Annotated in this window: 18 protein-coding genes; 14 read left to right on the top strand and 4 right to left on the bottom strand. The window is 65.2% G+C overall.

Annotated elements, in window-relative coordinates:
- Nucleotides 1-137 precede the first annotated feature (137 nt).
- Nucleotides 138-1,103 (bottom strand): malate dehydrogenase, encoded by a 966-nt coding sequence (gene mdh / locus ACTIFK_RS10975; RefSeq protein WP_439543108.1) that lies wholly within the window; start codon nt 1,101-1,103, stop codon nt 138-140.
- Nucleotides 1,104-1,314: 211 nt separating this feature from the next.
- A complete protein-coding gene (gene zapE / locus ACTIFK_RS10970; protein ID WP_439543107.1) occupies nt 1,315-2,424 on the bottom strand; it encodes a cell division protein ZapE in 1,110 nt (369 codons plus the stop codon).
- A 326-nt stretch (nt 2,425-2,750) separates the two neighbouring features.
- Here zapE and ACTIFK_RS10965 point away from each other — a divergent pair, with 326 nt between their 5' ends.
- Together ACTIFK_RS10965 and ACTIFK_RS10960 are read left to right on the top strand one after the other, a co-directional pair.
- A complete protein-coding gene (locus ACTIFK_RS10965; protein WP_439543106.1) occupies nt 2,751-3,326 on the top strand; it encodes a GNAT family N-acetyltransferase in 576 nt (191 codons plus the stop codon).
- A 273-nt stretch (nt 3,327-3,599) separates the two neighbouring features.
- Nucleotides 3,600-3,779, top strand: coding sequence for a hypothetical protein (locus tag ACTIFK_RS10960; protein WP_291153440.1), 180 nt, complete (start codon nt 3,600-3,602; stop codon nt 3,777-3,779).
- A gap of 158 nt (nt 3,780-3,937) precedes the next feature.
- On the opposite strand, the gene ACTIFK_RS10955 is transcribed toward ACTIFK_RS10960, so the two are convergent.
- Nucleotides 3,938-4,324 (bottom strand): VOC family protein, encoded by a 387-nt coding sequence (locus ACTIFK_RS10955; RefSeq protein ID WP_439543105.1) that lies wholly within the window; start codon nt 4,322-4,324, stop codon nt 3,938-3,940.
- 45 nt (nt 4,325-4,369) lie between these two features.
- The gene (locus tag ACTIFK_RS10950) at nt 4,370-5,149 is read right to left on the bottom strand and encodes a succinate dehydrogenase iron-sulfur subunit (RefSeq protein WP_439543104.1); all 780 of its coding nucleotides are present in this window, start codon (nt 5,147-5,149) and stop codon (nt 4,370-4,372) included.
- A 341-nt stretch (nt 5,150-5,490) separates the two neighbouring features.
- Between ACTIFK_RS10950 and ACTIFK_RS10945 the strand changes: the two genes are divergently transcribed.
- From ACTIFK_RS10945 to ACTIFK_RS10890, 12 genes are all read left to right on the top strand, one after another.
- A complete protein-coding gene (locus ACTIFK_RS10945) occupies nt 5,491-6,576 on the top strand; it encodes a substrate-binding domain-containing protein (RefSeq protein WP_439543103.1) in 1,086 nt (361 codons plus the stop codon).
- A gap of 174 nt (nt 6,577-6,750) precedes the next feature.
- Nucleotides 6,751-8,214, top strand: coding sequence for a phosphate ABC transporter permease subunit PstC (pstC, locus tag ACTIFK_RS10940; RefSeq protein ID WP_439543102.1), 1,464 nt, complete (start codon nt 6,751-6,753; stop codon nt 8,212-8,214).
- On the top strand, nt 8,214-9,536 hold the full coding sequence (gene pstA, locus ACTIFK_RS10935) for a phosphate ABC transporter permease PstA (protein ID WP_439543101.1): 1,323 nt from the start codon (nt 8,214-8,216) through the stop codon (nt 9,534-9,536). The genes pstC and pstA overlap by 1 nt, the downstream gene beginning before the upstream one ends.
- Before the next feature lie 26 nt (nt 9,537-9,562).
- Nucleotides 9,563-10,378 carry a phosphate ABC transporter ATP-binding protein PstB gene (gene pstB, locus ACTIFK_RS10930; protein WP_439543100.1) on the top strand — a complete coding sequence of 272 codons (816 nt, stop codon included), beginning with the start codon at nt 9,563-9,565 and terminating at the stop codon, nt 10,376-10,378.
- Between the two features lie 150 nt (nt 10,379-10,528).
- A complete protein-coding gene (phoU, locus tag ACTIFK_RS10925) occupies nt 10,529-11,239 on the top strand; it encodes a phosphate signaling complex protein PhoU (RefSeq protein WP_439543331.1) in 711 nt (236 codons plus the stop codon).
- 25 nt (nt 11,240-11,264) lie between these two features.
- A complete protein-coding gene (gene phoB / locus ACTIFK_RS10920) occupies nt 11,265-11,960 on the top strand; it encodes a phosphate regulon transcriptional regulator PhoB (protein ID WP_291153425.1) in 696 nt (231 codons plus the stop codon).
- A 416-nt stretch (nt 11,961-12,376) separates the two neighbouring features.
- Nucleotides 12,377-14,986 (top strand): hypothetical protein, encoded by a 2,610-nt coding sequence (locus ACTIFK_RS10915; protein WP_439543099.1) that lies wholly within the window; start codon nt 12,377-12,379, stop codon nt 14,984-14,986.
- A gap of 133 nt (nt 14,987-15,119) precedes the next feature.
- Entirely contained in the window at nt 15,120-15,701 is a 582-nt protein-coding gene (locus ACTIFK_RS10910) for a hypothetical protein (protein ID WP_439543098.1), read from the top strand.
- Between the two features lie 386 nt (nt 15,702-16,087).
- Nucleotides 16,088-21,511: an alpha-2-macroglobulin family protein gene (locus ACTIFK_RS10905; RefSeq protein WP_439543097.1), complete on the top strand. Its 5,424-nt coding sequence runs from the start codon at nt 16,088-16,090 to the stop codon at nt 21,509-21,511.
- An 8-nt stretch (nt 21,512-21,519) separates the two neighbouring features.
- The gene (gene pbpC, locus ACTIFK_RS10900) at nt 21,520-23,703 is read left to right on the top strand and encodes a penicillin-binding protein 1C (RefSeq protein ID WP_439543096.1); all 2,184 of its coding nucleotides are present in this window, start codon (nt 21,520-21,522) and stop codon (nt 23,701-23,703) included.
- A gap of 149 nt (nt 23,704-23,852) precedes the next feature.
- Nucleotides 23,853-24,926, top strand: a complete 1,074-nt coding sequence (locus tag ACTIFK_RS10895) for an extracellular catalytic domain type 2 short-chain-length polyhydroxyalkanoate depolymerase (protein ID WP_439543095.1) — start codon at nt 23,853-23,855, stop codon at nt 24,924-24,926.
- A gap of 85 nt (nt 24,927-25,011) precedes the next feature.
- Nucleotides 25,012-25,974 (top strand): hypothetical protein, encoded by a 963-nt coding sequence (locus tag ACTIFK_RS10890; protein WP_439543094.1) that lies wholly within the window; start codon nt 25,012-25,014, stop codon nt 25,972-25,974.
- Nucleotides 25,975-26,042: the final 68 nt, after the last annotated feature.

Genomic DNA, 26,042 nt, shown 5'->3' with positions numbered 1-26,042 from the left:
GAAGCTGGAAATTAGTAGCATCGGCACGACACCCGACTGGCGCGAAACTGGGTGCGGCACGCAACCGGGCGTGACGCGGAGCAGAGACGCGCTCCGCGCGATTTTCGTGTCCCCTTCGGGCCCGCTTGGTCAGGCGTTTATGCGCCCAGCTGCGGGTTGATCTTGACGCACGCATCGACCAGACCCTTCACGGATTCGATCGACTTCATGAGCATGGCGCGTTCCGCGGAGTTGAGGTCGATTTCGACGACCCGCTCCGTTCCGCCCGAGCCGATGATTGTCGGCACACCGATGTAGAGTCCCTTAACACCGTACTCGCCGTTGAGATACGCGGCGCATGGCAGCACGCGCTTCTTGTCTTTGAGGAAACTCTCCGCCATCGCGATCGCGGAAGAGGCCGGTGCGTAGTACGCCGAGCCGCTCTTGAGCAGCGCCACGATCTCGCCGCCGCCCTTGCGCGTGCGATCGACGATCTGGTCGAGACGCTCCTGGCGGATCCAGCCCATCTTGACGAGATCCGGCAGCGGGATGCCTCCGACCGTGGAGTAGCGCACCAGCGGAACCATGTCGTCGCCATGGCCGCCGAGCACGAACGCCGAGACGTCCTCGACCGACACCCGGAACTCCTCCGAGAGGAAATGACGGAAGCGCGCCGTATCGAGCACGCCGGCCATGCCGATCACCATGTTGCGGGGCAGCCCGGACGATTTCTGCAGCGCCCACACCATGGCGTCGAGCGGATTGGTGATGCAGATCACGAACGCGTTCGGCGCATACTTGCGGATGCCCGCGCCGACCTGCTCCATGACCTTGAGATTGATGCCGATCAGGTCGTCACGGCTCATGCCGGGCTTGCGCGGCACGCCGGCGGTGACGATGCAGACGCTCGCGCCTTCGATATCGGCGTAGGCGTTGGTGCCCTTGAGATTGCAATCGAAGCCTTCCACGGCGCCCGACTGGGCGATGTCCAGGGCCTTACCTTGCGGCAACCCTTCGGCGATATCGAAAATGACGACGTCGCCGAGTTCCTTAAGCCCGATCAGATGGGCCAGCGTGCCGCCGATCATGCCGCCGCCGATCAACGCGATCTTCGTCCGCGCCATACTTGCATTCTCCCTGGAGGCTGTGGCCCTTGTGCCGGGCCCTAGGTTGCCGTGCTTCGCGTGCTGCAGTCCGTAGCAATGGTACGCTGGTAAGTCGTCCGCGCATGAGAAAATATTCGGCTTTCGTAGGACGAAAAGGGAGAGCGCTCAAGCCCGACGGCGGCCGATCGCCGGGATTCGGAAGAATGCACACGCGCCGGGCCGCCCGTGCCTAGTCACCGCGCGGTGCCGCCGCCCGGGCCAGATAGGCCTCGCTGCGCATCTCCATGAGGCGGGACGCCGTGCGCTCGAAAAGCGGCGCTCCGTCCCCCTCGGGATAGAGATCGTCCGGCTCGGCGTCCGCCGACATGATCAGCGACGTCCGGCAATCGTAGAGCGTGTCGATCAGGTGGATCAGCCGGCGCGCCTCGTTGCGCCGCTCGGGCGTCAGCACCGGCACGCCTTCGATCACGACGGTATGGAAGGCGTGCGCGATGTGCAGATAGTCGAGCGCCCCGAGCGGCTTCTCGCACAGATCCGCGAACGAGAAGCGCGCGACCCCCATGGAGGCCATCGGCACCCGCACCTGCCGCCCTTTGACCTCCAGGAACGCGGGCGCGCCGGGATGCTGACCCGTCAGCCGCTGCCAGTGGTCCTCGATGCCGGCGGCGGCCGCCGCGTCGCACGGTGCGAAGTAGAGCCGCCGGCCCACCAGCTTGTCGAGACGGAAATCCTTGGCCGCCTTGAGCTCGACCCTGTCCATGTGCTGCGTGAGCAGCGCGACGAACGGCAGAAAGAGCTGGCGGTTGAGTCCGTTCCAGTAGAGCCGCTCCGGCGGCGCATTCGAGGTGGCCACGACCACGACCTCGCGTGCGAACAGCGCCTTGAACAGCCGGGCGAGGATCATCGCGTCCGCGATGTCCGTGATCGTAAGCTCATCGAAGCACAGCAGCCCCGCCTCGGCCGCGATTTCCGCCGCCACGAAGGGAATGGGATCGCCGTCCGTGGTCGCCCGCCCGCGCTGGATCCGTTCGTGCACCTCGCTCATGAAGGCGTGGAAATGCAGCCGGCGCTTGGGCGTGAACGGCGTCGCCTCGTGAAAGAGATCCATCAGCATGGTTTTGCCGCGCCCGACGCCGCCGTGCAGGTAGAGACCGCGCGGCGGCGGCACTTTGGTCTTGAAGAAGGCGGCGAGCCGGCCGCCCTGCCGCTGCAGACGCCAGTCCTCGAGCGCGACAGAGAGCGTGTCGAGCCGCAGCACGGCGTCGCGCTGCGCCGCATCGGGCTCGATTTCGCCGAGCGCGAGCCGCCGTTCGTAGTGCTCCAATACCGAAGTGCTCAAATCGCCGACCCCGCCCGCTGACTTCCATTGTCGCCGGGTCGCGACCCTGCCAGATGCGCCGGGCGCCACAAACTGAATTGCGCGGCCGTTCGCCTCAGCGGTGCGAACAACCCTGCTTTGCGTTTCTTGCACTGCAGCGTATTTGCTGGCCTCCAGACCTAGAAAAACGAAGAAATGTCTTAAATGTCATACTTCTGCGCCATTGTGCAGCGCACAACTAGGATTATGTACGAGGCATCGCGGCGGAACCCGCTGCGGCCTGCGAAACGGGGAAACGGACGGACGGACGAAGCGCCCGGTCCCGCACCCCGGGGAGAACAATCACTATGAACGACACCACAAGCGTGCCCGGCACGTTCCGAAAGTTATGGCCGCACGAGCAGGCGCTCTTTCGCGATCACCTCCTTCGGCTCGACAAGACGAGCCGGGCCATGCGCTTTGCCCACGGAGTGTCGGACAGTTTCATCGAGGACTATGCGCGCCACATGGCCGACGCGGGCTCGACGGTCTTTGCCTATGTCGAGGATGGCCTGGTCCGCGCCGCGGCCGAGCTCAAGAAGCTGGGTACGACCTGGGGCAGCGAAGCGGAAGCCGCCTTCTCGGTCGAGAGCGCGTTCCAGGAGCGCGGCCTCGGCACCGAGCTGATGGGCCGCGTGATCCGTGCTGCGCGCAATCGCGGTGTGCACCTTCTCTATGTCAGTTGCCTGGCGTCGAACGCTGGCATGCAGGCCATCGCGCGCCGGCACGAGGCGGACCTCCGGTTCGAATTGGGCGAGGTCGTCGGCGAGATCGTGCCGCAGGAGGCGAACTACTTTTCGCTGCTCGCGGAGGCGGTCGAGGACCGCATGGGCTTCATGATGGCGGTGCTCGATCTGCAACGGCGCGTTGGTCTCGCAGCGTAGCTGTCCGCCCGCAGAAATTTTGAATCCGAGTCCATTTCGCGACTCGCGCGATCGTTCTTCGCGATCTTTTTCGTGCAGCGAAGCTCACGGCGATCTGAGAATTTCCGCGTAGCACTTTCAAATATCGACGAAATTGTAGACTTCCCGCAACACTTTCGGTCGAATTCCAATGAATCTGCATGCCGAATCCACTTTTCATGTCAACAAAATCATCGAATTTGCTCATGATTTTTTTGTTCGAAATGATTCGGACGAATTAGAGGGAGAGAACTCATGGCTAAGACCGCTGTTAAGAAGGCCCCGGCTCGCGCAAAGGCGAAGAAGCCGGCTGTACGTAAGGCCGCTGCAAAGCCCGCCGCTCGCAAGACCGCGAAGCCGGCTGCTCGCAAGGCCGCTAAGCCTGCTGCTCGCAAAGCTGCGAAGCCGGCTGCAAAGAAGAAGAAAGCCGCTTAATAAGCGGACCGCCTCCCCGCACCTGTCTGGGCAACAGGGCGCGGGTGTCGCGGCTTTTCTTGGATTAAGTTCCAACTTGAAGACCGGTGGCTGCGGGACGCGCCACCGGTCTTGTTGTTTTCGGGCAGGCCATTTGTTTTCTGGCGCCCTGTGCGCGCTTATTCCGGCAGATGACTGACGGCTTCGACATTATGCCCGTCGGGATCAATGACGAAGGCGCCGAAGTAGTTCGCGTGATAATGCGGGCGTAGTCCCGGCGGACCATTATCTTTGGCCCCGGCCGCCAAGGCCGCTTTGTAAAACTCAGAAACCTGCGCTCGGCTTGTAGCAGCAAATGCGACATGCAATCGGCCGGTGAATGGCTTTCCCGTCCCAATCCAGAATGTGGGCCTATCGACACCGAAACCGCAATAACCGGCCGGGCCGCCTTCATCCGACAAATCCTTCTCGAGCAACATGCTGATGCCGAGCGGAGCGAGCACCGCAGTGTAGAAAACTTTCGAGCGTTCGAAATCGGAAACCGGCAAACCGATATGGTCGAGCATGCGTGATCCTATTCCCTCTGCGGAGGACGCCGGCGGACGGTCCGCTCAGACTCGCCGCTGCACCATCAGCTTCTTCAGTTCCGCAATCGCCTTCGCCGGGCTCAGGCCCTTGGGGCAGGCCTTGGCGCAATTCATGATCGTGTGGCAGCGATAGAGCCGGAACGGATCTTCGAGATTGTCGAGACGCTCGCCCGTCGCCTCATCGCGGCTGTCGATCACCCAGCGATAGGCCTGCAGCAGCGCGGCAGGGCCGAGATAGCGGTCTGAATTCCACCAGTAGCTCGGGCACGACGCCGAGCAGCAGGCGCAAAGGATGCATTCGTAGAGCCCGTCGAGCTTCTCGCGATCTTCGCGCGATTGCTTCCATTCCTTCGGCGGCGCGGCCGTATCCGTCTGCAGCCAAGGCTCGATCGAGCGGTGCTGGGCATAGAAATTCGTGAGATCGGGCACGAGATCCTTCACCACCTGCATGTGCGGCAGCGGATAGACCTTGATCGGCCCCTTGACCTCCTCGAGCCCCTTGAGACAGGCCAGATCGTTGGTGCCGTCGATGTTCATTGCGCAAGATCCGCAGATGCCTTCGCGGCAGGAGCGGCGGAACGTCAACGTCGGATCGATCTCGCTTTTGATCTTGATCAGCGCGTCGAGCACCATCGGCCCGCACTGCTCTTCGTCGATCCAGTAGGTGTCCATGCGCGGATTGTCCGCGTCGTCGGGATTCCAGCGATAGATGCGGAACTCGCGCCATTTCCCTTTGATATCGGGGGAATTCCAAGTCTTGCCGGTCTGAACCCTCGAGGACTTGGGAAGCGTGAGCTGAACCATGGAGACGGGCCTCGCGGTCGAACACGGTGAAAGTTAAGCGTTTTGTATCCATGAAACTGCGCACGCCCGCTGTCAACGCGGGGATGTGCAGTGCGGCAATGGCGAAAAGTCGAAGGCCAACGCACGCCTCCGCGCCCGCAGAGGGTGCCGCCACGGCCTCGATCCGTCCTGCCGCACAATAACGATCAGATCACGACTTAAGTTGCATTTTGCTATTTATATCAGCCTGATACTCTGTCATAAATCCATAGTCTCAACGGCCTAAAACGGTGGCGCCGGGGCAAGCGTCCCGGAAGCAGCGCGCTGGCGGAGGGCCGCGTCGTTGCATAGTCCACGAGACAATGGAGATTAGCGTGAACAACAAGTTCATCGCCTTCACGACGGCAGCGGCCGTCGGAATGGGCGCGTTCGCCTGTGCGGCACTGGCGCGCGACCAGGTCAAGGTTGCAGGCTCATCCACCGTTCTGCCTTATGCCAACATTGTGGCTGAGCAGTTCGGCAAGGCCTTCGGCGACTACAAGACCCCCGTCATCGAGTCGGGTGGTTCTTCGGGCGGCCTCAAGCAGTTCTGCGCCGGCGTCGGCGAAGACAAGCTCGACATCGCCAACTCCTCGCGCAAGATCAAGTCGGGCGAGCAGGAAGAGTGCGCCAAGAACGGCGTCAGCGACATCGTCGAAGTGAAGTTCGGCTATGACGGCATCGTCTTCGCAGTCGACGAGAGCGCCGGCGACTGGAAGCTTGAGCCGAAGGACATCTACCTCGCTCTCGCCGCTGAAATTCCGAAGGACGGCGCCCTCGTCGCCAATCCTTACAAGACCTGGAAAGAGGTGAACCCCTCGCTCCCCGACGCTCCGATCGCGGCTTTCATCCCGGGCGAAAAGCACGGCACGCGCGAAGTGTTCGAGGAAAAGGTCCTCCACGTCGGCTGCAAGGCCCTGGGCGGTGACAAGCTCCACCTCGCCAAGGCTGAAGGCAAGGACGACGACGCCAAGAAGAAGGCGGCTGACAAGGCGTGCAACAAGGTCCGCAAGGACGGCGCCGCGGTCGACATCGACGGCGACTACACCGAGACGCTGGCACGCATCCAGTCCAACAAGCAGGGCGTGGGCGTATTCGGCCTTTCGTTCTACGAGAACAACAAGGACAAGCTGAAGGTCGCGACCATCAGCGGCGTCGAGCCTTCGGTTGAAACCGTTGCCTCGGGCAAGTACCCGGTTTCGCGCCCGCTCTTCTTCTACGTCAAGAAGGCTCACCTCGGCGTCATCCCTGGCCTCAAGGAATACGTCGAGTTCTTCACCAGCGACCGCATCCTCTCGGCTGATGGTCCGCTTGCAGAGTACGGCCTCGTTCCCCTTCCCGATGCAGAGCGCAAGGAAGTCCAGGAACTGGTGAAGACCGGCAAGACCCTCGCGACGGCAGCAAAGTAAAGCAGTCTTGCGTGCCGTCTGACGGCCCGCAGGCAAGCTGACTGAAGGGGGAACGGGCGGATTTCAAAATCCCGTTCCCCCTGATTTCTCTCCGGCCCTTTGATCAAGATCCCGGCGCACGCGACGTTTTGCGTCTGTCCGGACAGTCTTCCACCTCGGAATAGGAACAGCCCGGTGTCGACATTCCTGATTGCCGCCATCGTTATCGCCCTGGGAGCCGCCGGCTGGCTACTCGGCAGCTGGCGATCGAAAGCATCTGTCGGCGGCAAAACAGCCAAGCTTCACTCGCGCCCCGGCTACTATGGCGCCTACGTGCTGTGCTGGACGATTTTACCCGCCCTTTTCCTGATCGTTCTCTGGTCCGCGATTTCACCGGTCGTTATTTCGACAATGGTTGACGCGCGGCTGCCGCAAAACGTCCAGGACGGCATAACCCAGGCCCGCTCGCTCACGACTTCGTCCATCAACTCGATCGAGCGTGGTCTCGCCACGCTCTCGCCTGAGGACCTCGAGAAGGCCGCCGCACCGAATGCGGACGTCAAGGCGCTCCTGTTCAGCAAGGGCACGCCGCTGGCCCTCTCGCCTGAACCCTACGCGGTCAACGCCGCATTGTTTCAGCTGCAGGCCAAGCGATCCAGCCAGTTGCTGCTCTCGATCTCGGCGATCGGCCTCGCCATCCTCTGCCTCGCCTTCGCGCTCTTCCAGGTCGGCCCCACCCTGAGATCCCGCAACGCGGTCGAGCGGGTGGCCCTGGCCGGATTGTTCTCCTGCTCGATGGTCGCCATTCTCACGACCCTCGGCATCGTTCTCTCGATGCTCTTCGAAAGCATCCATTTCTTCGGCATCGTCCCGATCTCGGATTTCCTGTTCGGCACGGTCTGGGATCCACGCTTCTCCGCCGCCGGTTCGGTCGGCGAGGCAGGCGGTCAGTTCGGTCTCCTCCCGCTGCTCTGGGGCACGCTCTACATCTCGTTCGTCGCGCTCCTGGTCGCGGTTCCGGTTGGCCTGTTCGCCGCCGTCTACATGTCGGAGTATGCGTCGAGCCCCGTCCGCCTGACGACCAAGCCGCTGCTCGAGATCCTGGCCGGCATCCCCACCATCGTCTACGGCTTCTTCGCCCTGATCACCTTCGGCCCGCTGCTGCGCGACCTCGGCGCGCACGTCGGCCTCTCGATCTCGGCCACCAGCGTGCTGACGGCGGGCCTCATCATGGGCGTGATGCTGATCCCGTTCGTCTCGTCGCTGTCGGACGACATCATCAACTCCGTCCCCCAATCGCTGCGCGAAGGCTCCTACGGCCTTGGCGCCACGCAATCCGAGACGATCAAGCGGGTCATTCTTCCAGCGGCCCTCCCGGGCATCGTCGGCGCCGTCCTGCTCGCCGCGTCCCGCGCCATCGGCGAAACCATGATCGTCGTGCTCGCCGCCGGCATCGCGCCGAACCTGACGCTGAACCCGTTCGAACCCGTGACCACCATCACGGTCAAGATCGTGAGCCAGCTCACCGGCGACCTCGAATTCAACTCGCCTCAGACGCTCGTCGCATTCGCGCTCGGCTTGACCCTGTTCATGTTCACGCTCGCGCTCAACATTTACGCGCTCTACATCGTGCGCAAGTATAGGGAGCAATACGAATAATGGCGGTAGAAACGGCTCCCATGACACCTGACACGACACTCTCGGCCAGTCGCAAGAACGAGATCATCCGGGCGCGCATCAAGCGGCGCTACGCTGCCGAACGCCGCTTTCGCGCTTACGGCATTGCAGCGATCCTGTTCGGTCTGACGTTCCTTGTCGCCCTGTTCTCGACCATCCTGTTGCGCGGCTACACGGCGTTCCAGCAGTCGACGTTCACGCTCGACGTTGTGCTCGATCAGGCCGCGTTCGGCTCGTCGGCACCGACGCAGTCCGAGTTGCGCATGGCGGACTATTCCAAGCTTGCCAACCGCGCGATCCAGCACGCGCTCGGCGTCGATCCGAACAACAAGGCCGACGCCCGCGCCGCCGCCGATCTGCTGTCGCAGAACGCCGACACGCAGATCCGCAAGGTCGTGATGGCCGACCCGTCGCTCGTCGGCCAGACCGTCAAGATCGACGTCCTGGCGCACGGCAATGTCGACAGCCTTCTCAAGGGCCAGTTCGACCGCTCGGTCTCCGAGGGTCGCCGCAAGCTCTCCGACAAGCAGCTCGGCTGGCTCGATCACGCCATCGCGACCGGCGTGCTGTCGAAGAAGTTCAACACCGGCCTCTTCACCTACGGCGCATCCAGCAAGCCGGAAACGGCCGGCGTCGGCGTCGCCCTGGTCGGCTCGCTCTATATGATGGCAATCGTGCTGCTGATCGCGGTCCCGCTCGGCGTCGCCGCGGCGGTCTACCTTGAGGAGTTCGCCCCGAAGAACGTCATCACCGACACGATCGAGGTCAACATCAACAACCTCGCCGCGGTCCCCTCTATCGTCTTCGGTCTGCTCGGCCTCGCGATCTTCATCAACTTCATGGGTATCCCGCGCTCCGCCTCCCTCGTCGGTGGCCTGGTGCTCGCGCTCATGACGCTGCCGACGATCATCATCGCGACCCGCGCCGCGGTCGCCGCCGTTCCGCCCTCCATTCGCGAAGCGGCCCTCGGCGTCGGCGCATCGAAGATGCAGTCCATCACGCACCACGTACTGCCGCTGGCGGTCCCCGGCATCCTGACGGGCACGATCATCGGCCTCGCCAAGGCACTCGGCGAAACGGCTCCCCTGCTCATGATCGGCATGGTCGCCTTCGTCGTCGAATATCCGACGACGCCGATGGATGCCGCAACGGCGCTTCCGGTGCAGATTTACATGTGGGCCACGGCGGCTGAGCGCGGCTTCGTCGAGCGCACCGCCGGCGCCACGCTGATCCTGCTGGGCTTCCTCGTCGTCATGAACGTCACCGCCGTCATTCTGCGCCGCCGCTACGAGCGTCGCTGGTAGACCATCGAAAGCTGGAGTTCTAAAAAATGCTCAACGTTGAACCGTCGTCCCTGCAACGGGCCACCGCCCAGCCTCATCAGCTCCAAGAGCCGAAGGTCGTCGCCAAGGATGTCAACGTCTACTACGGCGAGAAGCGCGCGCTTTTCGACGTTAGCGTCAACATTCCCGATCGCGGCGTGATGGCGTTCATCGGCCCGTCCGGTTGCGGCAAGTCCACGTTCCTGCGCTGCATCAACCGCATGAACGACACCATCCCGATCTGCCGCGTCACCGGCAAGATCACCATCGAAAACGAGGACATCTACGATCCGGCCCTCGACGTGGTGCAGCTGCGCGCGCGCGTCGGCATGGTGTTCCAGAAGCCGAACCCGTTCCCGAAGTCCATCTACGAGAACGTCGCTTACGGCCCGCGTATTCACGGCCTGGCAAGCACGAAAGCCGAGATGGACGACATCGTCCAGAAGAGCCTCCAGCGCGCCGCCCTCTGGAATGAAGTGAAGGACCGCCTGAACGATCCCGGCACCGGGCTTTCCGGCGGCCAGCAGCAGCGCCTGTGCATTGCGCGCGCCGTTGCCGTCAATCCCGAGGTCATTCTGATGGACGAGCCCTGCTCGGCCCTCGACCCGATCGCGACCGCTAAGATCGAAGAGCTGATCGACGAGTTGAAGCAGAACTTCTGCATCATCATCGTCACGCACTCGATGCAGCAGGCCGCTCGCGTTTCACAGCGTACCGCGTTCTTCCACCTCGGCGTCATCGTCGAGGAAGGCGTCACCGAGGAAATCTTCACGAACCCGACCGACAAGCGCACGCAGGATTACATCACCGGCCGCTTTGGCTGATCACCGTCCCAGGCGAAAGTTTGCCAGATGACAACCGACCGTAAGACGCTGCTGTCCGGCTTTCTGCCGTGGCGGGCGTCCACGCCCGAAACGACCACGGCAGCCGCCACGGCACTTGCCGAACCGGCCCTGCGGCCCAAAGGAGATCCAATGAACGAGCACATCGTAAAGTCCTATGAGGACGAGCTCGCCCTTCTCGACCGGAAGATCGCCCAGATGGGCGGCCTCGCCGAGCACATCCTCGCCCAGTCGTTCGACGCTATCGAGCGCCGCGACCCGAAGCTCGCCGAGCAGGTCGTCAAGTCCGACAAGCAGATCGACCAGCTGGAGCGCGAAATCGAGGAGCAGGTGATCTCGATGATCGCCCGCCGCCAGCCGCTCGCCAACGACCTTCGCCACGTCATGGCCGCCCTGCGCATCACCGGCGACCTGGAACGCATCGGCGACCTTGCCAAGAACATCGCCAAGCGCGCCCTCGCCATCGCCCATGAATCCCACCCCAAGCCGCTCATGACCGGCATGCGCCACATGGGCGACCTCGCACTTGCCCAGCTCAAGGAAGTGCTCGACGCGTACGCAGCCCGCAATGCCGACCGCGCGCTCGCCGTATGGCGATCGGACGAACAGATCGACTCGATGTACAATTCGCTCTTCCGCGAGCTTCTGACCTATATGATGGAAGATCCGCGCAGCATCGGCCTCTCCACGCACCTTCTCTTCGGTGCGAAGAACATCGAGCGTGTCGGCGACCACACGACCAACATCGCCGAAACCGTGCACTTCCTGGTTCGTGGCGTGAACATCGCTGACGATCGCCCGAAGGGCGACGACACAAGCTCCACGCTCTTTTCCAAGAGCTGAGCCAGAGAGACGGAACCGCAGATAAATGACCGCCAAAATTTTACTGATCGAGGACGAAGCGCCTCTCGCCGAGATGCTTCGTTACAATCTCGAGGCCGAGGGCTTCCGTGTCTCCCACGCCGAAAACGGCGAGGAGGCGGAAATCCTCGTGGCGGAGGAAAAGCCGGATCTTCTCGTTCTCGACTGGATGTTGCCCGGCGTCTCGGGCATCGAGATCTGCCGCCGCATGCGGGCGCGGATGGAGACCAAATCCATCCCCATCGTCATGCTGACGGCGCGCGGCGAGGAAGGCGATCGCATTCGCGGTCTCTCCACCGGCGCCGACGACTATGTCGTGAAGCCGTTCTCGCTTCCCGAGCTGATGGCGCGCGTGAAGGCGATCCTGCGCCGGGCCTCGCCCGACCGCATGGCCGATGTGCTGCGCTTCGCCGACATCGAGCTGGATCGTCCGGCCCACAAGGTGACGCGCGGTCTTCGCGAGGTCCACCTCGGCCCGACCGAGTTCCGCCTCCTCGAATTCCTGATGGAAAGCCCCGGCCGCGTGCTCTCGCGCACCCAGCTTCTCGACGGCGTATGGGGCCGCGACGCCTTCGTCGACGAACGCACGGTGGACGTCCACGTCGGCCGCCTGCGCAAGGCGTTGATCCGCGGCAAGGAACGCGATCCGATCCGCACCGTTCGCGGCTCCGGCTACGTCTTCGGCGAGCGCTCCGGCGCCTAGGCTTCCCCCCTCACCCGCCGCTCGGGCTCAGCCCCTCGCGTCGACCTCTCCCCAGGGGGAGAGGTAAAGGACTGCCGAACCCCAACTTTGCCGCTCGCATCATGGCGGAGCCATGCGACCACTCGCGACACTTCCTTCGCCTCTCCCCCTGGGGAGAGGCCGGAAGCGATCGGTCATGGCGGAGCCATGCTCCGCCTGGACATCGCTTCCGGGTGAGGGGGCGCCCCTGCTACTGCCTACTGCCTACTGCCTGCTGCCCAATCCCGACACCGCTCGGCCGTACTCGCGACAAGAATTCCGAATACTCAGGATCCGGATCACAATGCCGGGGGCTGATCGGCTTTATCGCGTATTGCACTTGCGCAAGGACCTAAAAAACCGTCCGGCGCAAGGTCTCTTAGGACAGGTCGACTCCCATGGTGTACGCGCCGGCTGCGGGGCGTTCGCGCGGACTTTTTGCGCGCTCTTTCAAGCTTGGATTGCTTCCCGACGCTTCGGGTGACGAGCCCGATTCCGGCTCCCCTCGCGACCTCAAGAAACTCATTCTGATCGTCGGCCTCGGCACGCTGTCCTGGGTCGCGACCTACGTCGGCATGCTGGAGCTGATCCAGGCCAACATGGGTGACCTGCCGCTCATCCATAAGCTGATCGTCGGCTTTTCCGTCGCCATGCTGATGACGATGATCGTCTGGCTGCTGGACCAGATGTTCTCATCGTCCATCGGCTTCGGAACGCGCCTCGCCTACATCGCGGGCTATCTGTTCCTGAGCCTGATCTCCGTCGGCTTCGGGTTCGGCTTCTATTGGAAAGTGCTTGAAAGCCGCTCCGAAAGCTCGCGCTCGGCCGAACTCGCTGTGACGGGCGTGCAGACATCGCTCAACGTCGGCTCGACGCGTCTCGAGCAGCTCAACGCCACCCTTGTCCAGGTTGCCGACCTGTCGCGCCGCAAGGCCGAGACGGAACGCGACAAAGGCACGTCGTGCCCGAACAGCAAGCCCGGCGATGGCCCCCGCCGCCGGATGCGGGACGACGACGCCCAGCGCTTCGGGTTTGCATCCGAGTTCGTCGCCGGCCGGGTCGGCGCCGTAAAAACCTCCATGGGCGCCCTCGACGGCGACCTCGCCAAGATCGCGAGCAACGACCCGTCGATCATTGATCCCAAGTCCGGCGTCCGCAACGAGTTCATGAAGCAGCTCGGCCGCAAACTCGACATGACGGTGTCCGGCTTCAACGCACTCCGCACCGACCCGCAGCTCCAGCAATTGCGCCAGGATCTCGTCGACCGCGCCGATAAGACGACGTTCGGCGATCCGAAGAGCGGCGGCTTTTCCTGCCCGGATGCGGAGCTGGCCCAGGCGTTGCGCGGTGCCGCCCGCGCCATCGCCGAGCTGCCCGTGCTCGAAACCCCGAAGATCGCCGCCGTCGAAGGCTCCGAAGCCACCATCGAAGCCTTCCGCCGCCTCACGACCACGTTCTACGGCGCGCTCTCGTTCAAGCTGCCGCCCTCGGCGGACGAACTGCGCGAGCTGCAGAAGAAGGCCATCCGCTCCGTCGAGAACGGGGGATCGACCCCGCCACCCCCGACGGACGGCGGCGGGCTCTCGCAGCGGGATTACGTCCCCCTCGCAGTCGCCATTTTCGTCGACATCTGCCTGTTGCTGGTCTCCATCGGCGGGCGGGGGCATCGCCTGCACGGCCTGATGCCGAAGATGCGCGAGGCCGAGCGCGGCCCCGTGATCGAAATCCTGTCGCGCTTCAACGACATCCATCGCGACCCCGAAATCCGCGAGAGCTTCGAGTTGTTCCGCCACGTCGTCTTCGACGTGCACGGCAGCTACTACGTCGCCGTGCCGCTCGACGCCCCCCCGGACGTCAGCGCCGCCGAGCGCGAGGACTTGCGCACCGAAGCCCAGCTCCTCGCCAATCTCTTCACCAGCTTCGAGAAAGACCGCATCTTCAAGCGCACCTGGACGCCCTTCAACGGCGCCGTGCGCAAGAAGCTCGCCAAGCAGGGCTCGAAGTTCGCCGGCTCCGAAGCCTTCCGGATCTACAAGTTCCGCGACGGCGCCTGGTCGGAATTCATTCTCGGCGCCGTCATGGGCGCAGCCCGGCGCGCCGAGGCCGACGCAAATCGCCGCCGCATCGAACGCGACATCCTGCGCCGCTCGGAGCCGATGATCCGGATGGAGCCCAGACTTCAAACCGAAACGAGAACCCGGTCAGAAAAAAGCGCACGCACCGAACCGAGCGTCCGGACGGACCCTAGCGTTCGCAACAGTCAGAGCTTCGGCGCAGCCGATCCCGTCTTCGGCAGCAGCTCCAGCCACCCGCGCAAGACCCGCATCGAGCCCGAGTGGACGTCCGCCGATGAGCGCAAGCCGGCGACGGCAGCCGAGGCGTCCGCCGAAACCTGGCAAACGCCGCACTTTCGCTATGCGCCACCGGCCTCCGCGCAGACTGCGGGTGGCTTCGGTCCCTATGCGCGCAGCGCCGCAGCCGAACTCGGCGCATCGCCCGATGCGGAGGACGCCACGTCCGCACCGGCCAACTCCAACACCGCCCCGCATCGTCGCGCGGGCGAGACAGCCGGGCCTGCTTCGTCGGCGGGTGCGCCGGTCGCCGAGATCGAGACCGAATCGCCTTCTCACTCAGCCGTCGAAGGCATCCTCAAGTCCTGTATCCTTGAACCTGCAGTCCTCCACGCCGACCGCGTCGATGTCGTCCTCAAACGCGAGACCGCGACCGTGTCTCTGCCGTTCGGCCGCCCCGAAGACCACGGTGGCCTGATCGGACGTCTGAGCGAGGCACTGACCGCCATCGACACCCCCGATGAAAAAAATTCGCCGGCTCCCGGCGCGGCCGTCATCGACATTTCGGCGATCGCGCCGTTCGATTTCGGCACACGCATGCCCAGCCAAGACTTGAAGCTTTTGGAACAAGTTGCCGACGACAATGAAGGCGAAATCTCAAATGACGACGCAGCAACCATGGCGAGCCGGCTTCGCCCGGCATTTCGAAACGGTTGAACCACGGCCATGACCGGCGCTGCCGGATCGGGCTGTGCGAAACATTTGCTTAACCGTCTTGTCGCCTAAATGACGCCGCGACTACACGATGGGACTCCGGATGCAAATCCGCTCCCCCTAAAGGACAACCGAAATGCGCTTCAGTCCAAACGCTCGTCTGAATGTCGTCTCTAAGGAGCAGAAAGAAGAGAGACTGAAAGCGTTTATCTCGGACCATCTTGCCACTGCCGTCGCCTCGCCCGAAGCCGCCCCGATCACCTACCGCCTCCTCGCGCTCTCCGCCGACAGCCCCGCCGCCCGCGCCCTCCAGTCGCTCGCTCCCGAGCTGACCGCCGCCGGCGTCACCGTCCAGACCGTGCTCGCGAACCGTTCGCAGCCCGCCGTCACGCAATCAGGCGACTGCCGATTCGTCACCGACGTCCGCCTCCTCGATGCGCATGAGCAGCTCGTGCTCGACGAATCCACCGTCTGGATCGGCGACTGCATGCGCCGCGACCCGCAGCGCCGCGACACCTACGAACTCTTCTCGGACGCCTGCCGCGCCACGGCCAGCCGCGCCGTCCGCTCCTTTGCCCAGATCTGGCGCGCGGCCGGCCCGACCGGCAGCCTGACCGGCGAACGCCGCACGCTCGCTCCCCGTCACGCGCCCCTGTTCGACCCGTCGCTGATCGCAGGCGCCGACGCCGCGCCGAGCCCGTTGCCGTTCCGGCACTGAACAAAAGAGCCGTTCCGGCACTGAGCAAGAAAGCCGTTCCGGCACTAAGCCGTCTCGGCACCAACCAAGAAATTTCGAGTTTCGGACAATCCCAGCCTACTCCCTTCCTCACCCTCCCCTTGACGGGGAGGGTCGCGCGTCATGCGGTAAGCATGCCGCGCGGGGTGGGGTGATGAGCTTGGAGCTTTCGCAACCACCCCCTTCCGACGCCCCCCAAAGACAGCAGCGGGCCCCCGCAAGGAGGCCGGCTGTTTCGTATTTTCGCGCTCCGCTCCCGGCCCGCCGGGACCAACCGTCAGCATTGATCGGAATTTGCCAGCAAGTATCTCCTTACCGCCAACGTTTGATCATTCAGGTGTGATGGGCTCCCGCCGCTGGATGCCCCAATGCTATTGTGCATCCTGGAAATTTTGGCGTCGGACCACATCCGGCCAGAGCTCATCAGGGTCATCGCGATGCGCAGTCTCACATCCCTCATTCTCGGCTTGGCACTACTTACCGCCTCCATCACGACAGCCGCGGTGGCCCAGGAGCCGGTCTTCGCCCACAAGGGCGTCGCCAAGGACGCCGATCGCTACGAGACCTACATCCGCGATACGTGGAAACCGGACGGACGAACCTCCCCGGACCTGAGGCTTGCCGCCGAACGCCTGATGGGACCGGACGCGCGCGCCGCGTCGCGCACCTACGCCGCCGCCGTCGTCGCCGACCGCAAGAGCCCCGACAACTGGATCGGTCTCGCCAAGGCGCTGCTCGCCATCAAGCCCGAGCCGGACAAATCCGAAAATTACGATCTCCCGGTCAACGCATCGGGCGCCGCCTACCGCGCCTACACGCTGAGCACCGATCCGGCCATGAAAGCCCGCACGCTTGCCGTGCTGGCCGAGGCCATGCAGCGCCGCTCCTACTGGCGCCCGGCCATCGACGCCCTGAAGACCAGCCTCGCCCTCGCCGAAACCGCGAGCGTCCGCGAAGCCTATGAAAAGGTCCGCGCCGAGCACGGCTTCCGTCTCTCCGACTACACGACCGATGGCGATGCCGCGACGCCCCGCGTCTGCGTGCAGTTCTCGGAAATCCTGTCGCGCGGCCAGATCGACTTCGCCAAATTCATCTCCGTCAACGGGCGCGATCCGCAATCCGTCTCCGTCGAAGGCAGCCAGCTCTGCATCGACGGCGTCGAGCACGGCCAGCGCTACGAGATCCAGATCCGTGCCGGACTGCCGTCGGACGTCAACGAAGCGCTCGCCAAGCAAGTGACTCTGGCCGTCTACGTTCCCGACCGCAAGCCGATGGTCCATTTCACGGGCAAGAGTTATGTCCTGCCCAGCCGCGGCCAGCAGGGCATCCCGCTCGTCGCCATCAACACCGGGCGCGTCGAAGTCGAGGTCTACCGCATCGGCGACCGAAGTCTCGCCAACGCCATCAGCAACGGCGACCTCGACCGCCAGCTCCAGGGCTACGACCTCGAAACCCTGAAGAGCCGCACCGGCAGCCTCGTCTACAAGGGCGAGTTGGACGTCGCGACCAAGCTCAACGCCGAAGTCACGGCCGCCTTCCCGGTCAGCGACGCCATCGGCACGCTCCAGCCCGGCGCCTACGCCATGATCGCGCGCCCCGCGGATGTCCCGCAGGAAACGTGGCGCGAGCAGGCCACCCAGTGGTTCATCGTCTCGGACCTCGGCCTCACGGCATTCTCGGGTGACGACGGCGTGCACGCCTTCGTGCGCTCGCTCGCCAGCACCGATGCCGTCGCCGACGCCAACGTCCGCCTGATCGCGCGCAACAACGAGGTGCTGGCCACCGGCAAGTCCGACAAGAACGGCTACGTACGCTTCGAGCCCGGCCAGTCCAAGGGCGAAGGCGGCAATGCGCCCGCCATCCTCGTCGCCGAGAACGGCGCGGGAGAATATGCCTTCCTCGATCTCTCGACCAACGCCTTCGATCTCTCGGACCGCGGCGTCAAGGGCCGCGATGCGCCGGGCCCGCTGGACGGCTTCCTCTATACGGAACGCGGCGTCTACCGCCCCGGCGAGGAGGTGAACGTCACCGCCCTCGTTCGTGATGGGACCGGCGCGGCCGCTAGCCTGCCGACGACGCTGATCGTCGTCCGCCCCGATGGCGTCGAGCACGGCCGCTATCCGCTCGCCGACGAAGGCCTCGGCGGACGCACGCTGCGCCTGACCCTCGGCGGCGGCGCGATGACCGGCACCTGGCGCGCGCGTCTGCACGCCGATCCCAAGGCCGACGCCCTCACGCAGATCTCGTTCCTCGTCGAAGACTACGTTCCCGAACGCCTCGATCTCACGCTCAAGGATGGCGCAGGCACACTCGCCCCCGAAGAGACCAAGACCGTCGACGTATCGGGCCGCTATCTCTACGGCCCCCCGGCCGCCGGCCTTGCGCTCGAAGGCGACATCGTCGTCCGCCCATCCGCCAAGGATCTCGAAGGCTACGCCGGTTATCGCTTCGGCGAGGCTGAGGAATCCGTGAGCCCCGTGCGCCAGCCGCTCGACAAGCTCCCGCTGACCGATGACACCGGCAAGGCCGCCCTCGCCATCACGCTGCCCGCCGTCACCAAGACCGCCAAGCCCCTCGAAGCCAACGTCATCGTGCGCCTGCGCGAAGCCGGCGGCCGCAGCATCGAGCGGTCGATCGTGCTCCCCGTCAACCTGGGCGATCCGAAAATCGGCATCAAGCCGCTGTTCGAGACATCGTCGCTGGGCGAAGGCGAGAAGGCGCGCTTCGACGTCGTGATGCTGGATGCCGACGGCAAGCCCACCGCGGCCAGCCTCGACTGGCAGCTCGTCCGCCTCGACACCTCGTGGCAGTGGTACCGCCGCGACGGCTCGTGGACCTATGAGAGCCAGACCATCACGCGCAAGATCGCGGACGGCAAGCTCGACGCCACTGCCGCCGCGCCCGCCTCCATTTCCGCCGACGTGGACTACGGCCGCTACCGCCTCGAGGTCAGCGCCTCGGGCACCGCCGGCACGCTCTCGAGCGTGATCTTCAACGCCGGCTGGTACACCAGCGGCGAGACGGCCGAGAGCCCCGAAATGCTCGACGTCGCCCTCGACAAGCCCACCTATCAGCCGGGCGAAAAAGCCAAGCTGCGCATCGCCTCCAAGCAAGGCGGCAAGGCCCTCGTCACCGTGCTCGGCCGCGGGCTTCTCTCGAGCCAGGAAGTTGACATCGCCAAGGGCGGCAGCGACGTGGAGATCACGGTCGGCAGCGACTGGGGCCCCGGCGCCTACGCGACGGCTCTTCTCTATCGCCCGATGGACGAGACGGCCAAGCGCATGCCGAGCCGCGCCATCGGCGTCCGCTGGATCGGCATCGACCAGTCGAAGCGCACGCTCACGGTCGAGATCCCGACCGAAGCCAAGATCAAGGGCGCGTCCACGCTCACCATCCCCGTCAAGATCAAGGGCCTCGACGCCGGCGAAGACGCCCGCGTCACGGTTGCGGCCGTCGACCTCGGCATCCTCAACCTCACGCGCTTCCAGGCGCCCGCACCCGAAACCCACTTCTACGCCCAGCAGAAGCTCGCCCTCGAAATGCGCGACTTCTACGGCCGCCTGATCGACGGCATGCGCGCCGAACGCGGCAAGCTCCGCTCCGGCGGCGACGGCACCGACGGCGCGGGCCTGCAAGGCAGCCCGCCGGTCGAGGAAACGGTGTCGTTCTACTCCGGCATCGTCACCGTCGGCCCCGACGGCATCGCCAACGCCGAGTTCGCTCTTCCAAGCTTCAACGGCACCGTCCGCGTCATGGCCGTCGCCTGGTCGAAAACGAAACTCGGCCACGGCACCAACGACGTCATCGTGCGCGACGAGGTGGCGCTCACGGCCTCCGCGCCGCGGTTCCTCACCCTCGGCGACGAGGCCCGCGTCGATCTCTCGCTGCACAATGTGGACGGCCCGGCCGGCGCCTACGCCGCCAAGCTGATCGACCACGCCGCGACCGACCTCGTCGTGGCGGAGAAGGAACTCACGCTCGCCGCGGGCGAACGCAAGTCGCACATCGTCACCTTCAAACCGGATGAAGTCGGCCTGCGCACCTACGACGTCAGCGTCACCGGCCCGGGCGGCATCTCCGTCTCGCGCCGCCTCACGCTCGACATCAAACCGCCCTCCGGCGACATCAAACGCACGACGGTCGCCTCTCTCTCGGCCGCCGGCGGCAAGCTCACGCTGTCGAAGGATCTGATCGCGGGCCTGATCAGGAGCCGCACCAAGGTCAATCTCTCCGTAGGCCCGGCTGCGACCATGGACGTGCCCGGCCTGCTCACCGCGCTCGACCGCTATCCCTACGGCTGTGCCGAGCAGACCGTCTCGCGCGCACTTCCCTTGCTCTACGCCAACGCCGTCGCCACCAGCATCGGCATCGGCGCGGACAAGGCTCTGAAGGAGCGCGTGCAGGGCGCCATCGCCCGCGTCTTCGACATGCAGGACAGCTCCGGCGCATTCGGCAGCTGGGGCCCGGGCAACACCGACCTCTGGCTCACGAGCTACGTCACGGACTTCCTCACCCGTGCGCGTGAAGCCGGCTACGACGTGCGCCAGCTTCCCTTCAACCAGGCCCTCGACCGCCTGCAGAACTTCGCCTTGAACGGCGAGGACTTCACCAAGGGCGGCGAGGATCGCGCCTACGCGCTCTACGTGCTGGCGCGCAACGGCCGCGCGCCGATCGGCGAACTGCGCTACTACGCCGACACGCGCCTCGACCGCTTCGCGACCCCGCTCGGCAAGGCCCAGCTCGGCGCGGCCCTCGCCATGGTCGGTGACAAGGAACGCGCGGAGACCGCCTTCAAGGGCGCGCTCGACGCCTTCGCCGACCAGGACGCCCTGCGCGTCGCTCGCTCGGACTACGGCTCCGATATTCGCGACGGCGCAGCACTCGTCACGCTGGCGTCCGAGAGCGGCATCGTGAAGTCCGAAACGCCACGCCTCGTCAACGTCATCGCCAAGGCCTACCTCGCCCGCAACTACACCTCGACGCAGGAGCAGGCGTGGATGCTGCTTGCGGCCCACGCCCTCGGCGATCAGGCGAAGCTGGCCAAGGTCGCGATCAACGGCACGCCCGTCGATGGCACGCTGGTTCGCTCGCTCACGGCTGAAGAAGTCGAAAAGGGCCTCACCGTCACCAACGACGGCGACGCGCCGACCGATGTCGTCGTCAGCGTGATCGGCGCGTCGCTCACCACGGAGCCCGCCATTTCGAAGGGCTTCACCGTGACGCGCTCCTACTACAAGCTGAACGGCGAAGAGGTCGATCTCGCCAGCGCCGACGGCGGCAAGAGCGAGCTGGCGCAGAACGAGCGCCTGGTCGCGGTGCTGACCATCGAAAGCGATGAAGCCGCTGGCCGCGTCCTGCTGGTCGACCGCCTACCTGCTGGCCTCGAAATCGAAAACCCGCGCCTGGTGGACTCGGGCGACATCAAGGCCCTCGACTGGTTGCGCACGACACTACGTCCCGAGCACACCGAGTTCCGCGACGACCGCTTCGTGGCCGCCTTCAATCTCTGGGGCAACACGCCGTCCGACAGCGACGATGACGGCGACCATGCCAGCACCAACTCGGATGCCTCGGATAACGCATCCGATGCCACGGCTCCCGAGCCGAGCAAGCTGAAAGTCTTGCCGGAGGCGAGCAAATTAAAGACAGTCGCGGCCACCGCCACCATCGCCTACATCGTCCGCGCCGTGACGCCCGGAACGTTCATCCATCCGGCTGCCACCATCGAGGACATGTACCGGCCGGAGCGCTACGCGCGCTCGGGCGCGGGCACCCTCGTCGTCAAGAACTAGGAACGGGCATGAACCTCTCGTTCCCCAAGAAACGGCGCGCCGCGGAGACGGCCTCTTCCGCTTCTCCCGATCGTCCCCCGCGATGGAAATGGGCCACTCCCCCACGCCCTCTGCGGCTCGCCGTCCTCTCGCTCGTGGCGGTGGCAGGCCTCGCCGCCGCCACGGGTGTTGCCCTCGAAGTGACGAAGCAGAACATCGGCCCGTTGCCGCTCGAAGCCGCCGAGGCGACGTCCGTCACGGTGCTGGATCGTGAAAACCGTCTGCTGCGCGCCTTCACCACCAAGGATGGCCGCTGGCGTCTGCCGCTCGACGTCAGCGAGGTCGATCCCCGCTACCTCGCCATGCTGATGGCGTTCGAAGACAAGCGCTTCTACGAGCACGGCGGCGTCGACTTCCTTGCGATCCTCCGCGCCGGCTACCTGCTGGCGCGCCACGGTGCGATCAAGTCCGGTGGCTCGACGCTCACCATGCAGGTCGCGCGGCTCTTGGAGGGCAAGCATGAGCGCACCGGCCCCGGCAAGCTGCGCCAGATCGCGCGCGCGCTCCAACTTGAAGAACGCCTGTCGAAACCGGAAATCCTGCGCCTCTACCTGCGCCTCGCCCCGTTCGGCGGCAACATCGAAGGCGTACGCGCCGCGTCGCTTGCGTATTTCGGCAAGGAGCCGCGTCATCTTTCGGCGGGCGAAGCCGCCCTCCTCGTCGCACTGCCCCAATCGCCCGAGGTGCGCCGCCCCGACCGCAACAGCGAAGCCGCCCGCCGCGCGCGCAACCGCGTGCTCGATCGCGCGGTCGAAGAAGGTGTGCTTCCGAAAGCCGAGGCCGAGCGCGCCAAGGGCGAGCGCATCCCGAAACAGCGCCTCGAAGTCCTGAAGCTCGCCCCGCACTTGTCCGAATCCGAGGTCGCCGCTCATCCCGGCCGGACCATTCACCGGCTGACGCTTGACCGCGACTTGCAAGCTGCGGTGGAAACGCTCGCCACCGAACAGACCAAGCTTCTGGGACCTAAGCTGTCCGCCGCCGTTCTCGTCGTCGATCACACGACGGGCGAAGTGCTGGCGCACGTCGGCTCGGCCGGCTATCTCGATCCGACGCGCCAAGGCGCCATCGACATGACGGCCGCCATCCGCTCGCCCGGCTCCACGCTCAAGCCCTTCATCTACGGCCTCGCGTTCGAAAACGGCTTGGCCCATCCCGAGACCTTGATCGAGGACCGCCCGACACGCTTCGGCAACTACCGCCCGCAGAACTTCGACGAAGATTTTCACGGCACGATTACGATCCGCGAAGCGCTCGGCAACTCACTCAACGTCCCGGCCGTCAAGGTGCTCGCCGCCGTCGGACCCGGCCGACTGATGGGCCGCATCCGCCGCGCCGGCGTCGAACCCGCGCTGCCGAACAACGCCCAGCCCTCACTCGCCATCGCCCTCGGCGGCCTCGGCATGACGTTGAAGGACCTGACGACCCTCTACGCCGGGCTCGCGCGCGGCGGCGATCCGATCGCGCTGACGTGGCGGCGCGAAGATGCGAACGCCAAACCCACGGCCTCCGCCCGTCGCCGCCTCCTGTCGCCTGTATCCTCGTGGTACGTGACCGACATCCTGAAGGGCGCGCCCCCGCCGCCGAACACGAAAGGCGGCGCCATCGCCTACAAGACTGGCACCTCCTACGGCTACCGCGACGCGTGGGCCGTGGGCTACGACGGCCGCCACGTCGTCGCCGTCTGGGTCGGCCGCCCCGATGCCGCCTCCACGCCCGGCCTGATGGGCCGCCTCAGCGCCGCGCCGATCCTGTTCGACACCTTCGCGCGCATCTCCGAGCGCCGCACGCCGTTCCGCACGGCCCCCGCCGGCGTCATCAAGGCCACCGGCTCCGAACTGCCGCAGCCGCTCAAGCGTTTCCGCGAACCGGGCGATGATACCGTCGCGACCGGGCCCTACCTCGAGCCGCCGGTGCTGATCTCGTTTCCGCCCGACCGCTCCGAACTCGACATGGAGGAACGCGAAGCCGAACCGCTGATCATCAAGGCCGAGGGCGGCGCACTGCCGCTGACCTGGCTGATCGACGGCGATCCCGTTGTTTCGGACCCGCTCCGCCGCGAAACCGAATGGCTCCCCGATGGCCGCGGCTTCGCCAAACTGACCGTCATCGACGCCAAGGGACAGGTCGACCGCGTCACCATCCGCCTGCGCTGACGATTGGGGGAAATTGCCGCCATGACAATGACCGATCCGCCGCGCTAAGGTCCTGATGGAAAACGCCTCACTTGGCGGCCGATCTCGCGATCTGGTCCCAAGGGCGCGCGACGCTGCAAACCTCTCAACGGCCGGATGGTGACACCTTGATGCGAGCAGTGACCGCACGAGCCTTGGCCATTGGCGCGCTTGCGCTGGTCACGATCTCCCCGAGCCGCGCCGGCGACAGCAGTGTCGCCAAGCTGCCCCAGCTCGCCGCCGACATCTCGCAGACCTCGGTCTCGGGGATTTCGTCCGGCGCCTACATGGCGGGCCAGTTTCAGATTGCCCATTCCAAGATCGTCACGGGCGCGGCCATCATCGCGGGCGGCCCCTATGGTTGTGCGGAAAGCGCCTTCGCCGACATCATGCCCGGCCCCGGCGCCACGATCCTCAACCTGTCGAAAGCCGTCAACGGCTGCATGCTGAACGCGCTCGCGCTGTGGGGCGTGCCCGATGTCGATCAGCTCGTCCGCAAAACGGAGAAGCTGGCCGATGCTGGCCGCATCGACCCGATCGCCGATTTGAAGAACGATCGCATCTATCTGTTCTCCGGCACCAACGACCGCACCGTCGTGCCCGCCATCGTCACAGCCGCCTTCGACTACTACAAGCGCATGGGCGTTCCGGAAAAGAACATCACCTACGTCTCGGACATGCCTGCTGGCCACGCCTTCGTCACCGAAGCGGACGGCCTCGCCTGCGAGAACACCGGAAATCCCTATGTCGTCGATTGCGACTACGATCAGGCCGGCGGGGTGTTGAAGCAGATCTACGGCGACCTCGCGCCGCGCAGCGCGACGCCCGCAGGCACGTTCACCGAATTCGACCAGGGCCCCTTCCTCAACGGCGAGGGCAACACCGGCATGGAGCCGACCGGCGTCGTCTACGCCCCACCCGCCTGCGTCAAAGGCGAAACCTGCCGCGTGCACATCGCCTATCACGGCTGCGGCCAGAACCGCTCCTCCACCGGCGACGCCTTCATCAAGGAATCGGGCTACGCCAATTGGGCGGACGCGAACCGCCTCGTCATCCTCTTTCCCCAGGCCTCCGTGTCGGCGGTCAACCCTCAAGGCTGCTGGGACTGGTGGGGCTATACGGGCGCCAACTACCTGACGCGCGACGCCGCCCAGATCCGCGTCGTCTACAAGATGCTCGAAACACTCGCCAAACCGAGATCGTGAGCCGCCAGACCGCGCGACATCTTGAGCGATCCTCCGCGATCCGCTACTGACCGTGGCACGTGTAAGACCGACGGGGAACCTACCGATGCCATCCATCTCGACCGCCTCGTGGACGGCGGAGCAGCCCCGGTCGCGCCAGACCCCGGCGCGGGTCTCGCGGTTCGACGCCGCCTCGGCCCTCTTCGCCGCCGTCGCGCTTTCTGCCGTCACCTGGTCCGCCACCATGGAGCAGACCACGGAGCCGCAGAAAGATAGCGCCACCGAAAACAGCGCGCGCTCCGCGATGCCCGTTCCTGCCCCTGCCGGCGCCGAATGGATGTTCGCCGGCTACGGCGGCGTGCCCTTCACATACCCGAGCGACGTCACGCTGACCAAGAGCGGCGTCCACGACTTCACGGCGAAGCAAGTCGGCTGGGACGGCAAGCCCTTCATCAATCCGGTGTACTACGGCGCGCGCATCGTTCGCTTCGGCGCCGGCCGCACGGGCGCGATGCTGGATTTCACGCACTCGAAAACCATTTCGCGCCTTCAGGAGGAGATCGAGTTCACCGGCACGCTGAACGGCGCGCCCGCTCCCGCCCGCGCCACGCTACGTGATATTTTCCGTCGGCTCGAAGCGAGCCACGGCCACAACATGCTGACGCTCAACGGCCTCTTCCGGCTGCCGAGCCTCGGCCTGCGGCTGCAGCCCTACGTCGGCCTCGGCGCGGGCGTCTCGCTGCCCCACGCCGAAGTGCAGATGGCCAACAGCGACAAGCGCACGTACGAGTATCAGCTCGCCGGACCCGTCGGACAGGCGTTGATCGGCCTCGAAGTGCGCACGCAGCGCGTCTCCTATTTCTTCGAGTACAAATTCACGCTCGCGCCCTACCTGATGCCGCTCTCGGAGCAGGACGGAAGCTGGCTCCCGCTCGATCTCTCACGGCAGCTTCGCAACTGGTTGAGCGGAGAAGAGCCGCCGGGCGGATACGCATCGACGACGCTGGTCAGCCATCAAGGCATCTTCGGCCTCGGCATTCGCTCCGCGCCCATCGCCGCCGCGCCGTAAAGTCTGCGGCTGCGGCCGCGCCGTCACGACGATCTGGACCAGATCGATGGGAGGGACGATGTACTTTT

The sequence above is a fragment of the Hyphomicrobium sp. genome (genome assembly GCF_051860585.1).
GTDB lineage: Bacteria > Pseudomonadota > Alphaproteobacteria > Rhizobiales > Hyphomicrobiaceae > Hyphomicrobium_C.
This window is presented reverse-complemented; position numbering and strand designations above follow the sequence as displayed.